The sequence below is a fragment of the Actinomycetota bacterium genome (genome assembly GCA_040757835.1).
GTDB lineage: Bacteria > Actinomycetota > Geothermincolia > Geothermincolales > RBG-13-55-18 > SURF-21.
The window spans coordinates 234,922-254,295 of sequence record JBFLWJ010000002.1; the positions used below are offsets into that span (position 1 = coordinate 234,922).

20 protein-coding genes are annotated in these 19,374 nt (G+C 63.9%); 4 read left to right on the plus strand and 16 right to left on the minus strand.

The features are described 5' to 3' along the window. Positions 1-182 precede the first annotated feature (182 nt). From groL to AB1384_03445, 8 genes are all read right to left on the minus strand, one after another. On the minus strand, positions 183-1,808 hold the full coding sequence (groL, locus tag AB1384_03410) for a chaperonin GroEL (protein MEW6553320.1): 1,626 nt from the start codon (positions 1,806-1,808) through the stop codon (positions 183-185). Between the two features lie 49 nt (positions 1,809-1,857). Then, positions 1,858-2,160 carry a co-chaperone GroES gene (gene groES / locus AB1384_03415; GenBank protein MEW6553321.1) on the minus strand — a complete coding sequence of 101 codons (303 nt, stop codon included), beginning with the start codon at positions 2,158-2,160 and terminating at the stop codon, positions 1,858-1,860. Between the two features lie 176 nt (positions 2,161-2,336). Next, the gene (gene tsaD, locus AB1384_03420; protein ID MEW6553322.1) at positions 2,337-3,386 is read right to left on the minus strand and encodes a tRNA (adenosine(37)-N6)-threonylcarbamoyltransferase complex transferase subunit TsaD; all 1,050 of its coding nucleotides are present in this window, start codon (positions 3,384-3,386) and stop codon (positions 2,337-2,339) included. Then, complete coding sequence (rimI, locus tag AB1384_03425; GenBank protein ID MEW6553323.1) at positions 3,373-3,867, minus strand: ribosomal protein S18-alanine N-acetyltransferase; 495 nt, start codon at positions 3,865-3,867, stop codon at positions 3,373-3,375. Before rimI ends, tsaD begins: the two co-directional genes overlap by 14 nt. Positions 3,868-3,869: 2 nt before the next feature. Continuing rightward, positions 3,870-4,604, minus strand: a complete 735-nt coding sequence (tsaB, locus tag AB1384_03430; GenBank protein ID MEW6553324.1) for a tRNA (adenosine(37)-N6)-threonylcarbamoyltransferase complex dimerization subunit type 1 TsaB — start codon at positions 4,602-4,604, stop codon at positions 3,870-3,872. Positions 4,605-4,607: 3 nt separating this feature from the next. Next, on the minus strand, positions 4,608-5,102 hold the full coding sequence (gene tsaE, locus AB1384_03435; protein ID MEW6553325.1) for a tRNA (adenosine(37)-N6)-threonylcarbamoyltransferase complex ATPase subunit type 1 TsaE: 495 nt from the start codon (positions 5,100-5,102) through the stop codon (positions 4,608-4,610). Positions 5,103-5,121: 19 nt separating this feature from the next. Next, a complete protein-coding gene (locus AB1384_03440; protein ID MEW6553326.1) occupies positions 5,122-5,778 on the minus strand; it encodes a uracil-DNA glycosylase in 657 nt (218 codons plus the stop codon). 8 nt (positions 5,779-5,786) lie between these two features. After that, entirely contained in the window at positions 5,787-6,023 is a 237-nt protein-coding gene (locus AB1384_03445) for a zinc ribbon domain-containing protein (protein ID MEW6553327.1), read from the minus strand. Positions 6,024-6,176: 153 nt separating this feature from the next. On the opposite strand from AB1384_03445, the gene AB1384_03450 reads away from it, so the two are divergent. Genes AB1384_03450 through AB1384_03460 form a run of 3 tightly spaced genes read left to right on the plus strand, consistent with a single transcriptional unit; the run spans position 6,177 to position 11,927 of the window. After that, entirely contained in the window at positions 6,177-9,755 is a 3,579-nt protein-coding gene (locus AB1384_03450) for a glycosyltransferase (protein MEW6553328.1), read from the plus strand. 1 nt (position 9,756) lies between these two features. Then, on the plus strand, positions 9,757-10,803 hold the full coding sequence (locus AB1384_03455) for an NAD-dependent epimerase/dehydratase family protein (GenBank protein ID MEW6553329.1): 1,047 nt from the start codon (positions 9,757-9,759) through the stop codon (positions 10,801-10,803). After that, complete coding sequence (locus AB1384_03460; GenBank protein ID MEW6553330.1) at positions 10,800-11,927, plus strand: DegT/DnrJ/EryC1/StrS family aminotransferase; 1,128 nt, start codon at positions 10,800-10,802, stop codon at positions 11,925-11,927. Before AB1384_03455 ends, AB1384_03460 begins: the two co-directional genes overlap by 4 nt. Here AB1384_03460 and AB1384_03465 read toward each other — a convergent pair. Genes AB1384_03465 through AB1384_03480 form a run of 4 tightly spaced genes read right to left on the minus strand, consistent with a single transcriptional unit; the run spans position 11,924 to position 15,969 of the window. Next, positions 11,924-12,442 (minus strand): nitroreductase family protein, encoded by a 519-nt coding sequence (locus AB1384_03465; GenBank protein MEW6553331.1) that lies wholly within the window; start codon positions 12,440-12,442, stop codon positions 11,924-11,926. The genes AB1384_03460 and AB1384_03465 overlap by 4 nt on opposite strands. Positions 12,443-12,457: 15 nt before the next feature. Continuing rightward, a complete protein-coding gene (locus tag AB1384_03470; GenBank protein MEW6553332.1) occupies positions 12,458-13,405 on the minus strand; it encodes a P1 family peptidase in 948 nt (315 codons plus the stop codon). 10 nt (positions 13,406-13,415) lie between these two features. Continuing rightward, positions 13,416-14,447 (minus strand): alpha/beta hydrolase, encoded by a 1,032-nt coding sequence (locus AB1384_03475; protein ID MEW6553333.1) that lies wholly within the window; start codon positions 14,445-14,447, stop codon positions 13,416-13,418. A gap of 46 nt (positions 14,448-14,493) precedes the next feature. After that, positions 14,494-15,969, minus strand: coding sequence for an HD domain-containing protein (locus AB1384_03480; GenBank protein MEW6553334.1), 1,476 nt, complete (start codon positions 15,967-15,969; stop codon positions 14,494-14,496). 297 nt (positions 15,970-16,266) lie between these two features. Here AB1384_03480 and AB1384_03485 point away from each other — a divergent pair, with 297 nt between their 5' ends. Then, a complete protein-coding gene (locus tag AB1384_03485; protein MEW6553335.1) occupies positions 16,267-16,584 on the plus strand; it encodes a hypothetical protein in 318 nt (105 codons plus the stop codon). Positions 16,585-16,735: 151 nt separating this feature from the next. On the opposite strand, the gene AB1384_03490 is transcribed toward AB1384_03485, so the two are convergent. Genes AB1384_03490 through AB1384_03505 form a run of 4 tightly spaced genes read right to left on the minus strand, consistent with a single transcriptional unit; the run spans position 16,736 to position 19,348 of the window. Further along, a complete protein-coding gene (locus tag AB1384_03490) occupies positions 16,736-17,155 on the minus strand; it encodes a BCAM0308 family protein (GenBank protein ID MEW6553336.1) in 420 nt (139 codons plus the stop codon). A 32-nt stretch (positions 17,156-17,187) separates the two neighbouring features. Then, positions 17,188-17,727, minus strand: a complete 540-nt coding sequence (locus AB1384_03495; GenBank protein MEW6553337.1) for a nucleoside-triphosphatase — start codon at positions 17,725-17,727, stop codon at positions 17,188-17,190. 26 nt (positions 17,728-17,753) lie between these two features. After that, positions 17,754-18,887: an alanine racemase gene (gene alr / locus AB1384_03500; protein MEW6553338.1), complete on the minus strand. Its 1,134-nt coding sequence runs from the start codon at positions 18,885-18,887 to the stop codon at positions 17,754-17,756. 5 nt (positions 18,888-18,892) lie between these two features. Next, positions 18,893-19,348, minus strand: coding sequence for a CBS domain-containing protein (locus tag AB1384_03505; protein ID MEW6553339.1), 456 nt, complete (start codon positions 19,346-19,348; stop codon positions 18,893-18,895). Positions 19,349-19,374 lie beyond the last annotated feature (26 nt).

The window sequence follows — 19,374 nt, forward strand, 5'->3', positions numbered from 1 at the left end:
ACCGTTACCTGGAGGCTCGGGCCGTCAGGAAGCCGTCTGTGCAAACACCAGCCCGAGAACTACCAGGTCGGTCTCCGCGAGGCCCCGCGAGCGGGACCGTTACCTGGAGGCTCGGGCCGTCAGGAAGAGGGAGGGGATGCAAAGGGGAGGGGCGGAGCCCCTCCCCTTTGGAGCTACTTAAATTACATCATGCCCGGGGGCATGCCGCCACCCGGCATTCCCATGCCGCCGCCGCTCTCTTCCGGCTTCTCCGCCACCACGGCTTCGGTGGTGAGCAGCAGGCCGGCGATGGAGGCCGCGTTCTGGAGGGCGGAACGGGTGACCTTGGCGGGGTCGATGATGCCCTCCTTCATCATGTCCACATAATCGCCGTTGATGGCGTTGAAGCCCTGGCCCTTCTTCAGGCCCTTGACCTTCTCCACCACCACGGAGCCCTCGGCGCCCGCATTGTTCGCGATCTGACGCAGTGGCTCCTCCAGGGCGCGCCGTACGATCTCGGCGCCTGTCTTCTCGTCGCTCTCGAGGCTGTCGGTCTTGATGGCCGCCACGGCGTTCACTAGAACCACGCCTCCGCCGGCAACGATTCCCTCCTCAACGGCGGCCTTAGTCGCCGAGAGTGCGTCCTCGATGCGGTGTTTCCGCTCCTTGAGCTCCACCTCGGTGGCGGCCCCGACCTTGATCACGGCTACGCCGCCCGAGAGCTTGGCCAGGCGCTCCTGCAGCTTCTCGCGGTCGAACTCCGAGTCGGAACGGTCGATCTCCGACTTGATCTGGTTGACGCGGCCCTTGATGTCCTCCGCGGCGCCGGCGCCCTCCACCACGATGGTCTCTTCTTTGCTGACCTTGACCTGGCGGGCCCTACCCAGCATGTCCAGGGTGATGTTCTCCAGCTTGATGCCCAGTTCCTCACTTATGGACTGACCGCCGGTGACGATGGCGATGTCCTGCAGCATGGCCTTGCGCCTGTCCCCGAAACCGGGGGCCTTGACCGCGGCGGACTGGAAGGTGCCACGGATCTTATTGACCACCAGGGTAGCCAGGGCCTCTCCCTCCACGTCCTCGGCGATGATCAGGAGGGGCTTGCCAGCCTGCATGACCTTCTCGAGCACGGGCAGAAGGTCGGCGATGGCGCTGATCTTCTGGTTGGCGATGAGGATGTAAGGGTCGTCCAGCACCGCTTCCATGCGCTCCGGGTCCGTGACCATGTAGGGGGAGAGGTAGCCCTTGTCGAACTGCATACCCTCGACGACCTCGAAGTTCATCCCGAAGGTCTGGCTCTCCTCCACGGTGATGACGCCGTCCTTGCCCACCTTGTCCATGGCGTCGGCGATGATCTGGCCGACCTCGTCGGAGTCGGCGGAGATTGCGGCAACGCGGGATATCTCCTCCTTGGTCTCGACCTCCTTGGAGTTCTTCTTGATGTCCTTGACCACCATTTCCACGGCCTTCTCGATACCGCGCTTCAAGGCCATGGGATTGGCGCCCGCGGCTACGTTGCGAAGGCCTTCGCGCACGATGGCCTGGGCCAGAACGGTGGCAGTGGTGGTGCCGTCACCGGCCACGTCGTTGGTCTTGGTGGCGACTTCCTTGGCTAGCTGCACGCCGCAGTTCTCCCATACGTCCTCCACCTCGATCTCGCGGGCGATGGTCACGCCGTCGTTGGTGATCACGGGAGCGCCAAACTTCTTCTCCAGTACCACATTGCGTCCCTTGGGGCCCAGGGTCACCTTGACCGTGTTTGCCAGCTTGTTCACACCTTCCTCGAGTCCGCGGCGCGCGTCCTCGTCGTACATTATCTCCTTGGCCATTTCCTCATTCTCCTCCTTTAAAAGGGTTTCCCGTCGGATGTTTACGGGTTTACTTCTTCTTCTTTTCCTTCTCGACCACGGCGAGAATGTCGCGCTCGCTGAGGATGAGGTGCTCCTCTCCCCCGATCTTGACCTCGGTTCCGCCGTACTTGGAATAGATGATCGTGTCCCCCTCTTTCACCTCCAGGGGAACGTACTTGCCGTCTTCCCACCTGCCGGGACCTACGGCGATGACCGTCCCCTCCTGCGGCTTCTCCTTGGCGGTGTCGGGTATCACCAATCCGGACGCGGTCTTCTCCTCGCCCTCTCCCGGCTTGACGATCACCCGGTCGCCCAAAGGCCTCAGTTTCATCTACACATCCCTCCTATCCTCGTTCTTTCCTCCGAAAAACAACCCGGCAATCCTAACACTCTTGCACTCAAGAGTCCAGAGTGTTATCACTCACCGGCTCTGACTGTTAGCACTCAGGGTGCATGAGTGCTAAGCATGAGGATAGTACAGGGGGAGCGAAAAATCAAGTGGGATAATCAGAATGGGGTCAGTCCCTGACTCGCTGACCCCAGGGGAAGGACGGCGGCGGCATCCACGTCCAGCGGGGAGATCTCGCCTTCCTCGAGCATGCGCCATCCCAGGGCGGCGATCATCGCGGCGTTGTCCATGCACAGGTCGAGGGGAGGGTAATAAAGCTCGATGCCCCTTCCTGCAAGCGCGGCCCCCAGCTCGCCGCGCAGGTGGCGGTTGGCGGCCACGCCGCCCGCCAGGAGCACGCTTTCCACCCCCGTCTCCCTGGCCGCTTGCACGATCTTGTGTACCTGCACTTCGACCACCGCTGCCTGGAAGGAGGCGGCGATGTCCGCTACCGGCACCTCCTGCCCACTCTCCCGCAGCTTACGCACGTGATTTATCACCGCGGTCTTCAGCCCCGAGAGGGAGAAGTTGTATGTACCGTCGCGCATGATGGCTCGGGGAAAGGCCACGGCTTCCGGGTTCCCCTGCGTGGCCAGGCGATCGATTGCCGGACCGCCGGGATAGCCCAGGCCCAGGAACCTTGCCACCTTGTCGTACGCCTCCCCGGCGGCGTCGTCCAGGGTCTCACCGAGCACGCGATAATCGCGGTGGGCCCTCATATGCACCAGCAGGGTATGGCCGCCAGAGACCACGAAAGCTACCAGGGGAGGCTGCAGCCCCGGGGAGGAGAGAAAATTGGCGTAGATGTGCGCTTCCAGGTGGTTCACGGCCAACAAGGGCTTATCCAGGGCGAAGGAGATGGCTTTGGCGGCGGTGAGCCCCACGAGCAGGGCCCCGATGAGTCCCGGGCCCCTGGTGACGGCCACACCCTCCAGGTTCGCAAGGCCTACGCCGGCGAGGTCCAGGGCCTCATATATCGCCGGAAGGACGGCCTCCAGGTGAGCACGGCTCGCCAGTTCCGGCACCACCCCTCCATATCGCGCGTGCAGGTCGGCCTGGGAGGATATCACCAGGGACAGTATCTCGTCACCGCCGCGCACCACCGCCGCGGAGGTCTCGTCGCACGACGTCTCGATGCCCAGCATCAGACCACGTTCACGAACAGGCATCGCCGTACCTCCTCCGCAGTCCCTCCAGGAGGCCGCGGTATTCCGGCGCCGTTATGTCCTCCGTCCACATGATCAAGGCGTTCTCCATGTTGTCCAGGTAGTAATTCTTGCGTTCCCCCATGATCTGGAAACCGAACCTGGCATAGAGGTCGATAGCCTCGCGGTTTGATTTCCTCACCTCCAGGGTGAAAAAACGCGCCCCCATCTCCCGTGAGGCGTCTATAATCTCCAAGAACAGGCGCGCGCCCAGCCCGCGGCGGCGGTAGTCCCCCCGCACCGCCAGGGTCATGACATGGGCCTCGTCCAGGATGAGCAGCGTACCTCCGTACGCGGCCAGGATCCCGTCATGGCGGGCCGTCATGTAGCAGCCCTCGCTCTTCTCCAGCTCGTGCAGGTACATGCCCCTGGTCCAGGGGCTCGAGAAGGACTTCCTCTCGATTTCCATGACCTCATCCAGGTCATTGATGTCCATACGCTGCACGGTCAACAATTCCCGCCCCTTGCCTCGTCCCCGCATCTCTCGCGGGTGTCCGGACGCCTTAGGTAAAAGGGAAGGAGCGTCATGGGGTCCGCGTCCTCCCCGCGGTCCCGAGCCAGCCGGCACATGCCCACCAGGCCTTCGGCGCAAGGATGGCGTCCGCCGACGGGTCTCATTTCCCGAGGCCAGGCCGTGCGATACGCCTCGATACCGCTCCCTGTTCCGATGACCGCATGCCCTTCCCCCTCCATCCAGGAAAGCAGGGATGCTGCCGCCGACTCTGGAGTAGCCACGCTCGGCTCCATCAAGACATGGGGGCGGCCACCTTCGACGCGGTAGAGAGCGTGATAGACCTCTCCCCTGCGGGCGTCGATGGCCGCGAAGACATACCGGCCTTCCTCCCCTCCTCCCCCTGTCTCTCCTGCCCCCGCCGCCAGGACCATCAGGCTGTCCGGGGCGACCAGGGGGACATGGAGGGCTGCCGCCAGGACCTTGGCGGCGGTCACCGCCACCCTGACGCCCGTGAAAGAGCCGGGGCCACATCCGACCCCGAGCAAACCGAGCGCGTCCTTCGCTATCCCCGCCTCGGCGAGTAGCTCTCCCGCCACGACGAAGAGGCGGGAGACGCGCATCGCGCCAGCGATCTCATGCCGCAGGGTCGTTCCGGGTCCGTCCAGGGCCAGCACCCCCCGCGGAGCGGACAGGTCCCAGGCCAGGAGCCAGGCCTTTTCCCCGGTCATGGCTCATCCACCCCCGAGCGCCGCTCCGAGCGGGCGGCGCGACCAGCCATCACCGCGCGCCGTGATGACGAGATTCCTCTCCTCATCGCCGTCGCCGAAGAAGATCGCGATCTCCAGGTGGTCGCCGGTGAAGAAATCGCGTGCACGGTCTCCCCACTCCACCAGCAGGACGCCGCCCGCGTCCAGATATTCTTCCACCCCGATGGCGAAAAGGTCCGCCGCGCCCTCAAGCCGGTAGGCGTCCAGGTGATACAAAGGCAGGCTGCCTCGGTATTCCCGCATCAGGGTGAAGGTGGGGCTGGTAACCTGTTCCGCGACCTCCAGCCCCTTTGCCACGCCCTGCGCGAAACAGGTCTTGCCCGCGCCCAGCTCCCCGACGAGCAGCACCACATCACCGGCCCGCAGCAGGGCCGCCAGGGCTACTCCAAGCTCCCGGGTCTCATCAGCGCCATGTGTGATACGGACAACAGACCCGACAGCGTCATCCCCAAACATCATCCCTCCGCTCCCCGGGGTTTCAGAAGAGGCCCATCTGTTCGGGCTCAGGCTCGGGCGGGGCTTCGGGTTCCGCGGCTGGGGCCGCCTCCTCCCTCCAGCGCACCCTCTCCGAATCCAGGTGCTCCCGCAACCTCTGGAAGTCCTCGATGAGGGTGTTCTTCAGGGGCGGCTTATGCAACGCCGCGGCGGGATGAAACAGCGGGACGTAAGCGAGATCCCCTTTGCGAGTGAGCCTGCCGTGCAGCTGGGTTATACCGGTGCTCGTGGCGAGCAGGGTCTTGGTGGCATGGTTGCCCAGGGTGCAGATTATGCGCGGACCGATTATCTCGATCTGTTTAAAGAGAAACGGGGTGCAGGTCTCCAGTTCCAGGGGCTGGGGGTCACGGTTCTCCGGAGGCCTGCACTTCAGGGTGTTGGCGATGTAGACCTGGGAACGCTTGAGGCCTATGGAGCCCAGGAGCTGATCCAGCAACTGCCCGGCCGGACCCACGAAGGGTATGCCCTGCTTGTCCTCGTGAAAACCGGGCGCTTCTCCCACGAACATTATCTCCGCCCGCTCGTCCCCCGTGCCCAGGACCAGGTTGGTGCGGGTTGCGCCCAGGGGGCATCGCATGCAGTCCCTGATGGCTTCGAAGAGATCGCCGAGGGTTGAAGCCCGTTCCCATTCCTCCCCCATGGCGCCACCTAGTGGGAGCAGCTGGTGCAGCTCGAGGAGGTGCAGGAGCCGCATGCCGACGGGCCCGCCGAGGAGCGATAATCGCCGGAGGAGGCGCTGCCGCTCTTAAAGCCGAAGGTGGACAGGAGCTTCCTTATCTTCTTCTTTCCGCATGCCGCACAGCACTCGGCCTCGTCGGACATGTTGCGCGCGAAATGCTCGAATCTCTCCCCGCAAGCCTCGCACTTATACTCGTAGAAAGGCATCCTCGCTCACTTCCTCTCAGGTTCTCTACCGTCATTGTAAACGCCGTGGCTTGGGCGGGCAACGAAGCCCGTCAGTACCCGGTTGCGTGTCAGGCCGCTATGTGACAATGTTTTCAATATGTATCCAAGCAAGGCAACGGCATCAGGTGCGGGATGAAGAGATCGCATTCCGATCTGATCGTGGAGGAAAGCCCCCGCAGGATATGGCCCCTGCTGGTCATCACCCTGGTCATAGCCATCTTCTTCCGCTCCATGCTCACCCTGGGCAAGGTACCCTATATATCGGATATCAAGACCTATTACTACCCGGCCTGGACCTATTTCTCGCAGGCCTTTCGCGCCGGATGGCCGTCCTGGTGGAACCCGGGCATGTACTGCGGTTTTCCGCTCTTCGCCGACAGCGAGATGGGGCTCTTCTACCCCCTCAACCTGCTGCTCTTCCAGCTGCCGGCCACGGCGGGGTTCAACTACTCCATCATCCTCCATTATCTCCTCGGAGGGTGTTTCACCTTCGCCTACTGCCGCCGCATCCGCCTCAGCCGGCCCGCCTCCCTGTTCGTCTCCATCCCTTTTGTCCTGGGGGGCTTCTTCCTCGCCCACATTGTCCACCCCAACGCGGTGGCCACGGCGGCGTGGATGCCCATCTTCCTCTACTGCCTGGAGGGTGCCCTTGAGGACAGGAAGCTCTCCCTCTTTGTCGCGGCGGGGGGTGTGCTGGGCCTGCAGTGTCTCTCCGGTTTTTTCATGCTTCCCCTCATGGAGTTGATGCTGGGTTTCTTCTACGTCATCTTCCATCCCTCACACCGGGGCGAAGACCGGGGCCGCCTTGTCCTGCGCTCCCTGGGCGGGTTGGCCCTGGCCGCTGGGCTGGGCATGGGTCTGGGTATGATCCAGAACCTGCCCGCCTTCGACCTGGTGCAGAACTCCTACCGTGCCGGGGGACTGAACGACCAGGTGGCGAACATCGGCAGCCTGCCGCCTGCCCAGCTCACCGGGATGGCCTTCCCGCGCCTCTTCGGCATGGGACTGGCCCAGGGGAGCTACCTCGGCGCCTGGACCTTCGAGGAGACCTACTCCTATATCGGTATCCTTCCCCTGCTCTTCGCGCCGGCCGCATTGTACAGGCCGCGGCGATGGCACGCGGTGTTCTTCTTCTGGATCGGCGTGGTCTCGCTGCTGTTGAGCCTGGGCAACCGCGGGCTTCTCTGGCCCCTGCTGCGCATGTTCCCCGGCTTCAACGTGCTCAAGGGCTCGAGCCGGTTCATCCTCACCATGAACCTGGCGGTTCTGATCCTGGGGGGCATCGGTTTCGACCGCTGGCGGGAGGGCAGGCTCTCGCGCCCCACGCGTTCACGCCTTGCCCGTTTCTGGGTGGTCGTCACCGCCGTGGTTGCGGGACTCATCGGACTCTGCGTGCTCCTCTACCGTCTCGATCTCCTCTGTTTTCGCGAACTGGCGGAGGCGGTGGTCGGGCACCTGGCGGTGGGGATAAACACGGCACCAGGCAAGCTGACCGAGGGCTTATATGCTTTCTTCTCCAAACCCCGGTTGGATATCCTGTTCCCGCTGGTGATAGTCCTCCTCTTCTTCCTGCTGCTGCGCAACGGGGAGGCGCAGCGGGGCCCTAACCGCCTCAAGGTCGGCCTGGCGGTCTTCATCGCCGTCGTCGATGTCTTCGCATTCGGGAGCTTCGTGCTCAAACCCGTCCCGCGCGCCCGGGTCGAATTCCAGCCAGAAGTCATCGAAGTGCTCGCGGAGGAGAGCGAGGGAGGCAGGGTTACGCTGCTCAAGGAGCCGGGCATAAACCGCGGGGAGTTCTCCCTGGCTCCCAACCAGCTCCTGCCCTACGGGCTCGAGGACGCCTTCGGGTTCTCGACCATCCCCCCCGCACGCCTGGACCGCTTCCTCGGCAACCTGAACAACAACGCGTCCGCACCCGCCTTCGAGCTCCTGGGGGTGAAGCTGCTCTACAGCAACCTCGTGCGCATCAAGGGGGTGCCCTTCGACCTGTCTCTGCCCTACGGATTCCCCGCCGGGCTGGGGATCCGCCGCTACCTCTATCCGGAGGACACCGTGGGCAAGGAGCTGCGCTTCCTCATCGACGGTAAGATTCTGGAGGCTGATGCGGCGGGCCGTATCTACCTCCAGCTCAGCTCCATCAATCACGGACAGGTCCGCGACCATCCGTCCCTCATGCTGGAGAAAGAGGCGGGGAGCGAGGGGTACCTGCTGGAGGTGATCGGCGGCGACCAGCCGGTATCCTTCAGGGAAACGACCTTCAGGTCACCTGGTCACGGAGACGGGCGAAGCGCGCTGGAGATGCGGGTTCCGCTGGGACGCCTGGGAGAGGCGGACGAGATGATCGTGACCACGGCCTGCGACCCCACACTCGAGGGCACGCGCCTTGCGGCCGTGAGCGTCATCGACGAGGACGGCCGGGGGATCCCCCTGGGGACGTGGCCGCATATCTACTCAGACAGCAGCTACGCCGTTTACAGGCTGGAGGACTCGCTGCCCCGCGCCTTCGCGGCTTCGGACGTCATCTGGGCGCGGGACTGGAAGGAGGCAGCGGACCTTACGTGGAACGAGAGCATCCTCCCTAACCGGGTGGTGCTCGCGCTCGACGAGGTCGATGCCGCAACGCGCGCGGCCATAAAGGAACTTGATGCGGATGACCCGGGCACCAACGTCAATATCGAAGAGGAAGGCGAGGACCACGTGTTGCTGCATGCCGAGGGAGACGATGACGCCATCCTGGTCATCGCCAGGGACCATCTCCCGGGCTGGAGCGCCCGCATAGATGGCAAGGAGACCGAGCTGTTCTCGGCCTACGGCTTCTTCAGCGCCATCTACCTGCCGGCGGGTGACCACGAGATAGCATTGTCCTACCGCCCGCCGGGACTGGCGGCGGGCATCCCCATCAGCGCGGCTTTCCTGATCGTTCTGTGCGCGTTGTACTACTTCTTCAGGAGAAGTGAGCGCATGGCGGCGAAAGCCGGCGCCCACGAACCCGTGATCCCGCCGCCAGACGGCGGGGGGATCAGCGCCTTCTTCCCCTGCTATAACGACTCCGCAACCCTGCAGGCACTGATAGAGAAAGCCCTTGAGGTCCTGGATGACCTCGGCGTGGACCACGAGGTTATCGTGGTAGACGACGGCAGCTCCGATGCCTCCGGCGAGGTCATAGACGCTCTCGCCGCCTCGTACGATAAGGTGCGGGTGGTCCGCCATGACCGCAACCGGGGCTACGGCGCGGCTTTGCGCAGCGGCATCAAGACCTCGACCAAGGAATGGGTCTTCTACACCGACAGCGACGGCCAGTACGACGTCGAGGACCTGCGCCGCCTGCACCGGCTCAGCGGGGCGGCCGACGTGGTCAACGGCTACAAGCGCAGCCGCAGCGACCCCTGGTATCGCATCTGGCTGGGCTCCGTCTATAACGCGGCCATCCGCCTCATCTTCGCCATCCCCGTCCGGGATACGGACTGCGATTTCCGCCTCATGCGCGGAGACCTCGTGCGCGGCCTCGAACTGCGCTCCGAGGGAGGTGCCATCTGCGTGGAGATGGTCAAGGGCTTGCAGGCTGCCGGAGCCAGCTTCGCCGAGACGCCCGTCAGCCATTACCCCCGCGAGGAGGGGAAGAGCCAGTTCTTCCGGTTGAAGAATCTGGTTGTAATGGGCGGCGAGCTTGCGTCATTATGGTGGAGGTTACTGAAAAGAGGTGAGGTATAGTATGCGGGAAGCGCCGGTTCCGGACGGTTTCTACAACGGCAAACGGGTCCTGGTCACCGGTGGGCTCGGTTTTATCGGAAGCAACCTGGTGCAACGGCTCGTGCGCAGCGGGGCCAGCGTAACCGTCATCGACGCCTGCTTTCCCGACCAGGGAGCCAACCTCTTCAACCTCAAGGGCGTCCTGGAGGACCTGGTGCTGGTGGTCGCGGACATCGGCTCGCTGGACGAGATCTCCAGCTTCATCGTCGACCAGGAGGTCGTCTTCAACCTCGCGGCGTGCATCAGCCACATCGGCTCGTTGCACAATCCCCTGCAGGACCTGGAACGCAACTGCACCAGCCAGCTCCGCTTCCTCACCGCCCTCACCGAACTGAGCCCGCGGACCCGCATCATCCACACCGGCTCACGCAGCCAGTACGGCAACCCGGTTTATTCGCCCATCGACGAGGAGCACCCTTTGAGGCCGGTGGACATAAACGGCGTCCACAAGACAGCGGTGGAGGAATACCACCGCATCTTCCACGATCTCGGCAAGATGCGCTTCACGTCTTTGAGGCTCACCAACATCTACGGGCCGCGCCACCAGATGCACCACGACGGCCAGGGGTTCCTCAACTGGTTCATCCGCCAGGGTCTCTCGGGGCAGGAGATCTGCGTCTTCGGGGACGGCAGCCAGGAGAGGGACTTTCTCTACGTGGAAGACGTGGTCGAAGCGCTATTGCTGGCAGCCCCGGACAGCAGGTGCGAGGGCGGCATCTTCAACCTCGCCTCCGGGACCCCCGTATCGGTGGCCGAAGCCGCCGAGGCCATATGCAGCCTCACGGAGACGTCCTGGCGCTGCGTCCCCTATCCCCCGGAGCGCAACTCGGTCGAGCCCGGCAGCCTGCGCATTGACGGTTCCCGCCTGCAGGAGCTCCTGGGTTGGAGGCCGCGATCCGATTTCCGCGCCGGCCTGGAAGATACCATCTCCTACTACCGCCACTTCGGTTCCCGCTACTTCTACGGCCGTATGGGAAGCGTCTTCTATTCCGAGAAAGGCGTCGATTGAACGCGGCCGCGGTGCCCTTCCTGGACCTGTCACGCCAGGACAGGGAACTCGCCGATGAGCTGGGGCTGGCCTTCTCCCGTTTCCTGCAGGGGGGCATCTTCATATTGGGCCCGGAGGTCTCCAGCCTGGAGAAGGAATTCGCCTCGTCATGCGGTGCAAGGGCGGGAGTCGGAGTGGCCTCCGGCACCGACGCCCTGCTGCTCGCGCTCAAGGCGGCGGGAGCTCGCCCCGGGGACGGGGTCATCACGCCGGCACTTTCAGCCCCCCCCACCGCTGTCGCCGTATCGCTCTCCGGCGCCGAGCCGGTATTCGTCGATATCGACGCGGATACGCGCTGCATGGACCCCGAGGCGCTGCGCCGGGGCATCACCCCGCGCTCCCGCTTCGTCCTCGTGGTCCATCTCTACGGGCGCATGGCGGACATGACGTCGTTGGCGCGGGCCGCCGCTGAAAACGACCTGGTGCTCATAGAGGACTGCGCCCAGGCCCATGGCGCCGCCATGGCCGGCAGGGCCGCGGGCACCTGGGGCAAGGCGGGCTGCTTCAGCTTCTATCCCACCAAGAACCTGGGCGCCTATGGAGACGCCGGCATGATCGTCACCGCTGACGAGGAATACGCATCACGCTTGCGCGGCTTGCGCGATTACGGGCGTGTTGACCGCGACCACCTGGGAGAGATCGGCCAGAGCAGCCGCCTGGACGAGTTGCAGGCCGCGCTGTTGCGGGTGAAACTGCCTCGCCTCGACGCCTGGAACCGGCGGCGGCGGGAACTGGCGAGCAACTATCTGGACGGGCTGGCGGGCCTGCCCTTGCGCCTCCCGCAGTGGGACAGGAAAGAAGACCATTGCTTCCACCTCTTCGTGGTGGAATGTGAGCGCCGCGACTCGCTGCGCTCGTACCTGGAGGGCCGGGGAATCCAGACCGCGGTGCACTATCCGCTTCCGCTGCACCTGCAGCGCCCCTACCTGCGGAGCGGCTTTGACACCGGTTCGTTCCCCGTCGCCGAGCGCCTCGCGCAGCAGGCTATCTCTCTGCCCCTCTATCCCCACCTCACCGACGCGGAACAGGAGATGGTGATCGGGGCCGTGCGCGATTACTTCCGTCGCTCACGCAGTGGCCGTTAGAGGAAGGTGACCAGGCGGCGGCAGTCCATCTTGCGCGGGGGCTGCGTCTCGCCAGAGGCATATCCCACGGGGATGAGCGCCAGGGGGCGCAGGTCCTTGACCAGGCGCAGCGCCCGGGACGCCATTTCCTCATCGAACGCACCCACCCAGCACGCGCCCAGTCCCAGGGCCGTCGCGGCCAGCAGCATGTTCTCGGTGGCCGCGGCCGTATCCTGGATGGAGTAGAGCTCAACCCCCCTCCGGCCGTAGCTGAGGGAGTGGGATGAGAGATCGGCGCAGACCACGATGACCACCGGTGCCGAGGCGACGAAGTCCTGGCCGTGGGCCGCCGTGGCCAAGGCCTTCTTCAGCTCCCCGTCCCTGACCACGATGAAGCGCCATGGCTGCACGTTTCCCGCCGAGGGCGCCTGGCAGCCGCAATTGAGGACCTCCTCCACCAGCTCCTCCGGCACCTCCCGGCTCGCATCGAACGAGCGCACGCTGCGCCTTTTCTCAATCGCCTCGAAGACATCCACTTGGATCTTCTCCTCTCAGGCCAGATCAGAGCTGGCGGGTATGCCCGCCACCGCCGTCGCGTGCCTGACCGCGTTGCGCACCGCCTGCGACACGGCCACCGAGCCCACCACTCCCACCATATCCGCAGAAGCTTCCACCTGCCCGGTGGCGGCCGCGAACACCAGGTCTCCGTCTAGCTTGGTGTGGCACGGCGAGATAGCCCTGGCGAAGCCGTTGTGGCCCCTCTGCGCAACCCAGTTGACATCGGTCTTGGAGAGCCTGGCGTTGGTCACTATGACCCCCAGGGTGGTGTTGGTGAGAGGCGGGGGTTGGCAGGTGGCGCAGAGCATGGACTCGATGCAGGCCTCGGTGCAGGCGAACCCCCCTTCGGGCGAGCGGGCGCCGGCGATGATCCTTCCCCTCTCGTCCACAACGTCCCCGAAGGCGTTCACCACCACCAGCGCGAAGACCTTCAGGGCCCCGGCCTCGATGAAGGCCGTCCCCAGGCCGCTCTTGGTACAGTTGGCCGCCCCGAACATCATCCCCACAGTGGCCCCCATACCCACGCCCACGTTTCCCTGTCGGGTGATGTCTTCACTGGTATCCAGGCAGGCGCGGTAGCCCATCTCCGCGTCCGGCCGAGCGTTGGGATCTCCGACTCCCAGGTCGAAGATGACCGCCGTGGGCACTATGGGAACGCGTGCCACTCCCGTCTCGAAACCGATGCCCTTTTCCTCCAGGTACCTGACCACGCCGATGCTGGACGCCAGGCCGAAGGCACTGCCGCCCGTTAGTACAAAGGCATGCACCTCCTCCACCAGGTTGACCGGGCTGAGCAAGTCGGTCTCGCGCGTCCCCGGGGCGCCGCCTCGCACGTCCACACCGCCCTTGCTCCCCGGCGGCAGCAGGACCACCGTGCACCCCGTAAGGCCCACCTCGTCCTGCGCGTGTCCCACCGTGACCCCGTCCATCCTGAAGGCCATGCTTCCCCCTTTACTCCTCTGATCCCTTCGGCGTACGGCCGAAACAGGTGGCGATGAAGGTCCCCATCTCCGCGTTGAGCTCATCGGTGCGTTCCAGGTGGGTGGAATGGCCGGCGCCCTCGTAGACCACCAGGCGGGCGTCGGGAAGGAGATCGCAGGTGCGCCGGTTGGCCTTTGCGCTGGTGAGCTTGTCCTTTGTCCCCACGAACATGATCACCGGGACGTTCACATGGGGCAGGTGCTCCTCCACGTGATAGTCGAAACATGCCTTCGCCGCCAGGCAGGTCGTCGGCACCGGGGTGGAAAAGGACATCTCGCGCTGCATCTCCACCGCCTCCGCCGGGGGCTTTGCGCCGAAGGCTGCCCAGCGGCAGATGAGATAGGCGGCGGACGAATCGCGCAGCACCTCTCGCCCCCACTCCACCAGGCGGTTTCTCCGCCCTCCAAGGACCAGGAACGGCGAGAGGGGAAGGGGGTAGAAGCGCCTGACCACACCGCTCATGTAGATGCTCTCCAGTACATCGGTCCCGGTGGAATCGATCATCACCATCCCTTTGAGCCTGCCGCGGTACTCATCCCCGAAACGCTGGTGGAACTTGAACGCTGTGAATCCGCCCATGCTGTGTCCTACGATGACGAACTCCTCGGGGCCCGCTGCGTCTATCACCGCCTTGAGGTCCTCCGCCAGGCGGTCGATGCTGTGGTCCCCGCTCGCGGGGGCGCCGGACTTGCCGTGGCCGCGCTGGTCCATGGAGATCACCCGGTAATCCTTGCAGAGAAAGGACATCTGGTGCCTGAAGACATCGTGGCGGCAGGTCCAGCCGTGCGCGAAGAACACGGTGGGGCCGGGCTCGCCGCAGAACTCCGCGTACAGGCGGGTCCCGTCCCGAGACACCACCCCACCCAGGACCTCCTTGCCCGCGCTGCAGCGGGATCCCTCGCCGCCGTCGCCCGACCTTGCGTGATCGAGGCGCCTTATCGCCGTCGGGACCGCCAGCAGGCCCAGTGAAACTGCGGCAGCACCCAGCGTGGTCTTCTTCATAACCCCTCCTTGAGATCCCACGGTCACTCGACAGCCCGGTGCGGTGCTAGTCTCCGAAACGGATGAGGTCGCCCGCGAACCTCAATGCGTCCCCCCTGTGCTTGAGCGCTCCCTCCAGCTGCGCGATGCGCACTTCCTTGAGTATCTCCCCGATGGCCGGCCCTTCGGGCAGGCCCAGTTCGTCCATGAGGTCCCGCCCACCTATGAGGGGTGGGACCTCCTTCTCCCGGTAATATGCGTCGAGGAGGCGGCCGCATGCTTCGACATAGGACTGCAGTTCCTGGGGGGTGGACAGTGGTCCCCTGGTCGCACGGCGGTCCGCCACGGACAGCAGGACGATGTCGACCAGCTCGTCCCCCAGGTTGGCAACGACCCTCCTGAGCTGCCGTTCCGAGGCGCGCTCCGGGGTGGTGATGCCGATGTCCATATGTTTCCCGACCGTCACCGCCAGGTAATCCAAGGCCTTGCGCGACAGGCGCAGCCTCTCCGCGAGATCGATCACGGCATCCTGGCTGTGCCTCTGGTGGGAGTAGAAGTGGATGCGTCCCGAGGCATCGGTGGTCGAGGTATCCGCCTTGCCCGCGTCGTGATACAGCGCCGCAAGCCGGAGGAACGAGCTGCGCGGCTGCAGGTCCTGTATGGTCTGTGCCATATGCTCCGCGATCCTCGCCGCGTGGCCTGGGAACACCCGGCCCGGGTCCTTGAGCAGGATGTCCAGTTCCTCGATGGTGAGCAGGGTATGCGACCAGACGTCCAGGTGGTGGTAGGCGTTCTGCTCCAGTCCCACCGTTTCGGTTAGTCCCGGGAACACGTAATGCAGAAGTCCGGTGGATTCCAACTCCGCGAAGATCCGTGAGGTGTCCGGGAAGAGTAGGGTCTCCAGAAGCTCAACGCTCACACGCTCGCCCGGAGCCTTGGTCACCAGGGAGGCGTATTTCTTCATATGGTTCAAGGTGCGCTCCTCGTACTCCAGCCCCAATACGTGCCGGAAACGCATGGCCCTCATCAGGCGCACCGGATCCATGAGGAAGGTCTCGTTGGAGCATTCGCGAAGGATGCCTCGGGACAGGTCCCTCCAGCCGTAATGCTTGTCGATGAGATCGCGCGGCAGCCTCAGTTCCTCGCGCGTCAGCCTCTCCACGTCCACCGCCATGGCATTGATGGTGAAGTCCCGGTAGGAGAGGTCCTCCTCGACGCTTATGCCTTTGATGGGCGAGAAGTCGATGGTCCTCCTGCGGTTATCGCTGTCGATGACCACGCGGTGGGTCCTCTCCTCCTCTTGGAGCACGAAGGTCTTGCCGCTCCATCTTTCGGCTACTCCTCCCGCGACTGTCTCCGGGTCGGCCGAGGTGATGAAGTCTATGTCTTCCGGTATCTCACCCAGGAAATAATCCCTCAGGTAGCCGCCTACCAGATAGACCTCGCCGGATTTTATGGAGGCCAGGTGGGTCATGAGGGCGCCTAGAAACGGATCGGCACGGCCCAGGTCGTCCATGGTCAAGGCATTGGGGAGGACCTTCAACTTCCCTCCTTCACGCTTTAGTGACGGCTCCGCCCCGCGCCAACATTATAGCTCATGGCCATACAGGAATTGGCCAAATCCACGATATCATCGTGGACCCCAGGTAATATTGCCCGGAGACGATCCTGCCTTGTAGCCCTGACCCCCCCGCAATAAACTTACGGAAAGGCCTGCCAGGACAACTCCGCGCCCTTAAGCGTTTTACAGCATCCCCTAGACCCGCAATAAACTTACGGAAAGGCCTGCCAGGACAACACCGGAGGGCTTTCGGGCGTCCGCTGAGGAAAGGAGAAGGAAATGCTCATGCTGTCCACGGTCACATTTCCGGCAACGTCGGCGGCGGAGTTCGTCAAGAAAGCGATTGAAGAGCTGACCAACAATCCATATCCCGAATTCACCAAGAGGGACTATTACTTCAAGTTCAGCGGGGAAGGCCTGGTGATGTACATCATCTACGATATCGCAGCCGGCAACGAGGAAGCCGCCCTTCGCGACATCAACGAGAGGATCTTCAAATTCTCGAACGCCATCGACGGGTTCAAGCCTACGCTCGAGCCACTCATCGGATTCGAGGATGCCTTCTCCCTGATAAACATGACCGCCCCCGAGCAATAAGCGGTTAATAGCACGGCGGACACGGCGTTCGGGCAAAAACCATCCGCGCTGCCCCCAGCCCGGCGAGCAAGGTGCTCGGAGGAGCCTGCGACGACGACCAGCCTTGTCGCCGGGCCGGAAAAGCACCCCGCCCGAACGCCCAAGCCCCGGGCTAGTCCCGTGTCCAGTATACGCGGGCGAAATCCGAATGCTGCTGCCACTGTATGTCCAGATGGCCGGAGTACGCCTTCTCGAACTCCTTTCCCAGCCGTTCAGCCAGTACACGGTCGGTCGTCTCGATGACGATCTCGTCCTTTTTCTCCTCGATGTGGTAGATGCGTGCGGCGATGTTCTTGCGCAGTTTTTTCTGCGCCACGCTGCGGATGAGGTTTTTCGCCTCTTCGCGGTGTGTATTGAGGAAGTCCCCCCTGAGATAGACCACGCCGTCCACTTGACCCTTCGCCACCCTCTCGCAACCGGGGCAGAGGTGCTTCTGCCACCCGTTGCCCTTCATGGCCTTGGCCCTGACCGCTTCGTCGAAATCCCATTTTTGGTCGATGCAGACGGCGTAGCAGGAAGGACATATCTTCATGATCCTCTTCCTCCTTCAGGCTCTACGGAAAATCAGTTGTCCGTCAAGATCCTGCTCAGTGAACCATCGATCACCTCCAGAAGCCTTTCTCTCTCCGTGGGTCGCAGAACGAAAGGGGTCACATCCCCTCTCGCAAGGATGTCCGCCAGGAAATCGCCCTTCCCGCTCTGCGCGGTGGCCAGTACGGGTACGGGAGCGTCCAGAAGCCGTGGCAGCATATCGCGGAAATGGCGGGAGAACAGTTCCATGCGTCCTATCTCGTCGATGATGAGCAGGTCGGCTTCATCTCTTCCCACCTGCATAGCGGGTATGGCGACGCCCTCGAATGCCGCTGTATCTACACCGTACTTTCCCACGCGCTGCTTTCCTTTGTAGGCGATATGCGCCAGCACCGCCGCGTCTCCCCTCAGGTCCCGCACGCGGAAACCCACGCGGTGGGGCCCTTCCCTTATCTCCTCGGTAACGAAACCTCCCGCCTTGAACCCGCGGGCGGCAAACCTCTCCGCCAGGCTCACGACCATGGTGGTCTTTCCGCTTCCGGGCCTTCCGGTCACCACGATGTTATCGGGCATATAGAAATCATACCCTGGGGGGGCTTTTATAAACGGTTGAGATATACACGCGGGACGCGCTTCCCGATACCGCATATGACCTCGTAGTTTATAGTGCCCAACACCTCCGCCGCACGCTCGGCCCCCCATTCTTCCGCGCCGTACCCGCCGATGACCGTGACCTCTTCGCCCGGTTCGCGGACGTCCTCTCCCAGGTCCACCATGCACAGGTCCATGCACACCGTACCTACCAGCGGGTAGTGTTTTCCGGCGATGAGCACTTCCCAGCGGTTCGAGAGGGCGCGCGGCAGCCCGTCCGCGTATCCTATGGGCAGGACCGCGATCCAGGTGTCGTGTTTGCACCTGTAGGTGAGCCCGTAGCTGACGCCTTCCTCCTCGCACGCCCTGAACACGTGGCTCACGTGCGTCTTAAGCGCGAGGGCGGGGTGCAGATCGATGCAGCCGCGGTAACCGCTGCCCGGCAGCAGGCCGTACATGGCGATGCCCAGCCTGATCATCCCCAGGCGAGACTGCGGGAAAGAAAGGGCCGCCCCGGAGGCCGCGGCATGGCGCAGCGGCGCCTTTATGCCTCTCCCCTCCACCTCCCTCAATACACCCTGAAAGATCTCCCATTGTCGCAAGGTAAAAGGGTCTCCGGGAACGGAGGCGTTGGCCAGGTGGGTGTATATACCCTCCACCTCGAGATGGGGAAGGGATGCGGCTTCGGCGGCCAGTGGCGCCGCCTTCCCCGGTTCGACGCCGACGCGGTGCATGCCCGTGTCCACCTTGATATGCAACTTCAACCCCTTGCCGCTCGCCGTGGCCGCGCGCGAGAGGGCATGCGCGTAGGCAGAGGTATAGACGCTGGGTATGAGGTCCAGTTCGGCCACCCTGGCGGCGGCATCTGGCGGCGGCTCGAAGAGGAGGTGTATGGGGGCGGTTATCCCGGCCGCCCTGAGCGCCTCGCCCTCCTCCACCAGCGCCACCCCCAGGCGGCTGGCCCCGGCCTGCAGCGCGGCGCGGGCGGTCTCCACCGCTCCATGTCCGTACCCGTCCGCCTTGACGATGGCCATCACCTGGCAGCCGGGGCTAACGAGACCGACGAAAATGCCTACATTGTGGCGGATGCATTCCAGGTCGACCTCGGCGCGGGTGGGACGCCAGGCGGCACTCCCGGTCATGGCCTTCAACCCTCGGTCAGGGTCTTGAGGATATCGGCCCTGGTGATCACGCCACGTAACTTACCGCCCTCGACGACGAGCACGTATTCGAGGTCCTTCTTGACCATCAGGGTGGCGACCTCCTCCACGCTGTCCGTCGGGCTCACCGCCTCGTACTCCTCCTCCATGACGTCGTGGGCTACCGCGCCCACGGCCTGCCGCAGCTCTTTCTGGAAGCGGTTGAGCGAGGAGGGCAGCATGATATAGCTGTCCAGAAAGTGGATGAAGGAAGGAAACTGTATCTTGGCGTCCTGGTGGACCAGGTCCTCCTCGTCCACCACACCGAGCACGTTTCCGTCGGGGTCGACCACGGGCAGGCAGCGTATACGGTTGTCCAGCATCGTCTGGGCGATATCCTTTACCGGGACATCGGGGTCCACGGTCAAGGGGTCGGGGCTCATGATCTCTTGCGCCGATTTCATATCACTCTACCTTCCTCTCATCACGC

Excerpts from the sequence above, each read along its gene's own strand:
- AB1384_03470 (MEW6553332.1), bottom strand. The coding sequence starts at position 13,405 with ATGGCCTTCAGGATGGACGGGGTCACGGTGGGACACGCGCAGGACGAG.
- AB1384_03440 (MEW6553326.1), bottom strand. The coding sequence starts at position 5,778 with ATGGGGGAGGAATGGGAACGGGCTTCAACCCTCGGCGATCTCTTCGAA.
- AB1384_03485 (MEW6553335.1), top strand. The coding sequence starts at position 16,267 with ATGCTCATGCTGTCCACGGTCACATTTCCGGCAACGTCGGCGGCGGAG.
- AB1384_03445 (MEW6553327.1), bottom strand. The coding sequence starts at position 6,023 with ATGCCTTTCTACGAGTATAAGTGCGAGGCTTGCGGGGAGAGATTCGAG.
- AB1384_03475 (MEW6553333.1), bottom strand. The coding sequence starts at position 14,447 with ATGAAGAAGACCACGCTGGGTGCTGCCGCAGTTTCACTGGGCCTGCTG.
- tsaD (MEW6553322.1), bottom strand. The coding sequence starts at position 3,386 with ATGCCTGTTCGTGAACGTGGTCTGATGCTGGGCATCGAGACGTCGTGC.
- alr (MEW6553338.1), bottom strand. The coding sequence starts at position 18,887 with ATGACCGGGAGTGCCGCCTGGCGTCCCACCCGCGCCGAGGTCGACCTG.
- AB1384_03490 (MEW6553336.1), bottom strand. The coding sequence starts at position 17,155 with ATGAAGATATGTCCTTCCTGCTACGCCGTCTGCATCGACCAAAAATGG.
- groL (MEW6553320.1), bottom strand. The coding sequence starts at position 1,808 with ATGGCCAAGGAGATAATGTACGACGAGGACGCGCGCCGCGGACTCGAG.
- groES (MEW6553321.1), bottom strand. The coding sequence starts at position 2,160 with ATGAAACTGAGGCCTTTGGGCGACCGGGTGATCGTCAAGCCGGGAGAG.
- tsaE (MEW6553325.1), bottom strand. The coding sequence starts at position 5,102 with ATGATGTTTGGGGATGACGCTGTCGGGTCTGTTGTCCGTATCACACAT.
- AB1384_03495 (MEW6553337.1), bottom strand. The coding sequence starts at position 17,727 with ATGCCCGATAACATCGTGGTGACCGGAAGGCCCGGAAGCGGAAAGACC.
- tsaB (MEW6553324.1), bottom strand. The coding sequence starts at position 4,604 with ATGACCGGGGAAAAGGCCTGGCTCCTGGCCTGGGACCTGTCCGCTCCG.
- AB1384_03505 (MEW6553339.1), bottom strand. The coding sequence starts at position 19,348 with ATGAAATCGGCGCAAGAGATCATGAGCCCCGACCCCTTGACCGTGGAC.
- AB1384_03450 (MEW6553328.1), top strand. The coding sequence starts at position 6,177 with ATGAAGAGATCGCATTCCGATCTGATCGTGGAGGAAAGCCCCCGCAGG.
- AB1384_03455 (MEW6553329.1), top strand. The coding sequence starts at position 9,757 with ATGCGGGAAGCGCCGGTTCCGGACGGTTTCTACAACGGCAAACGGGTC.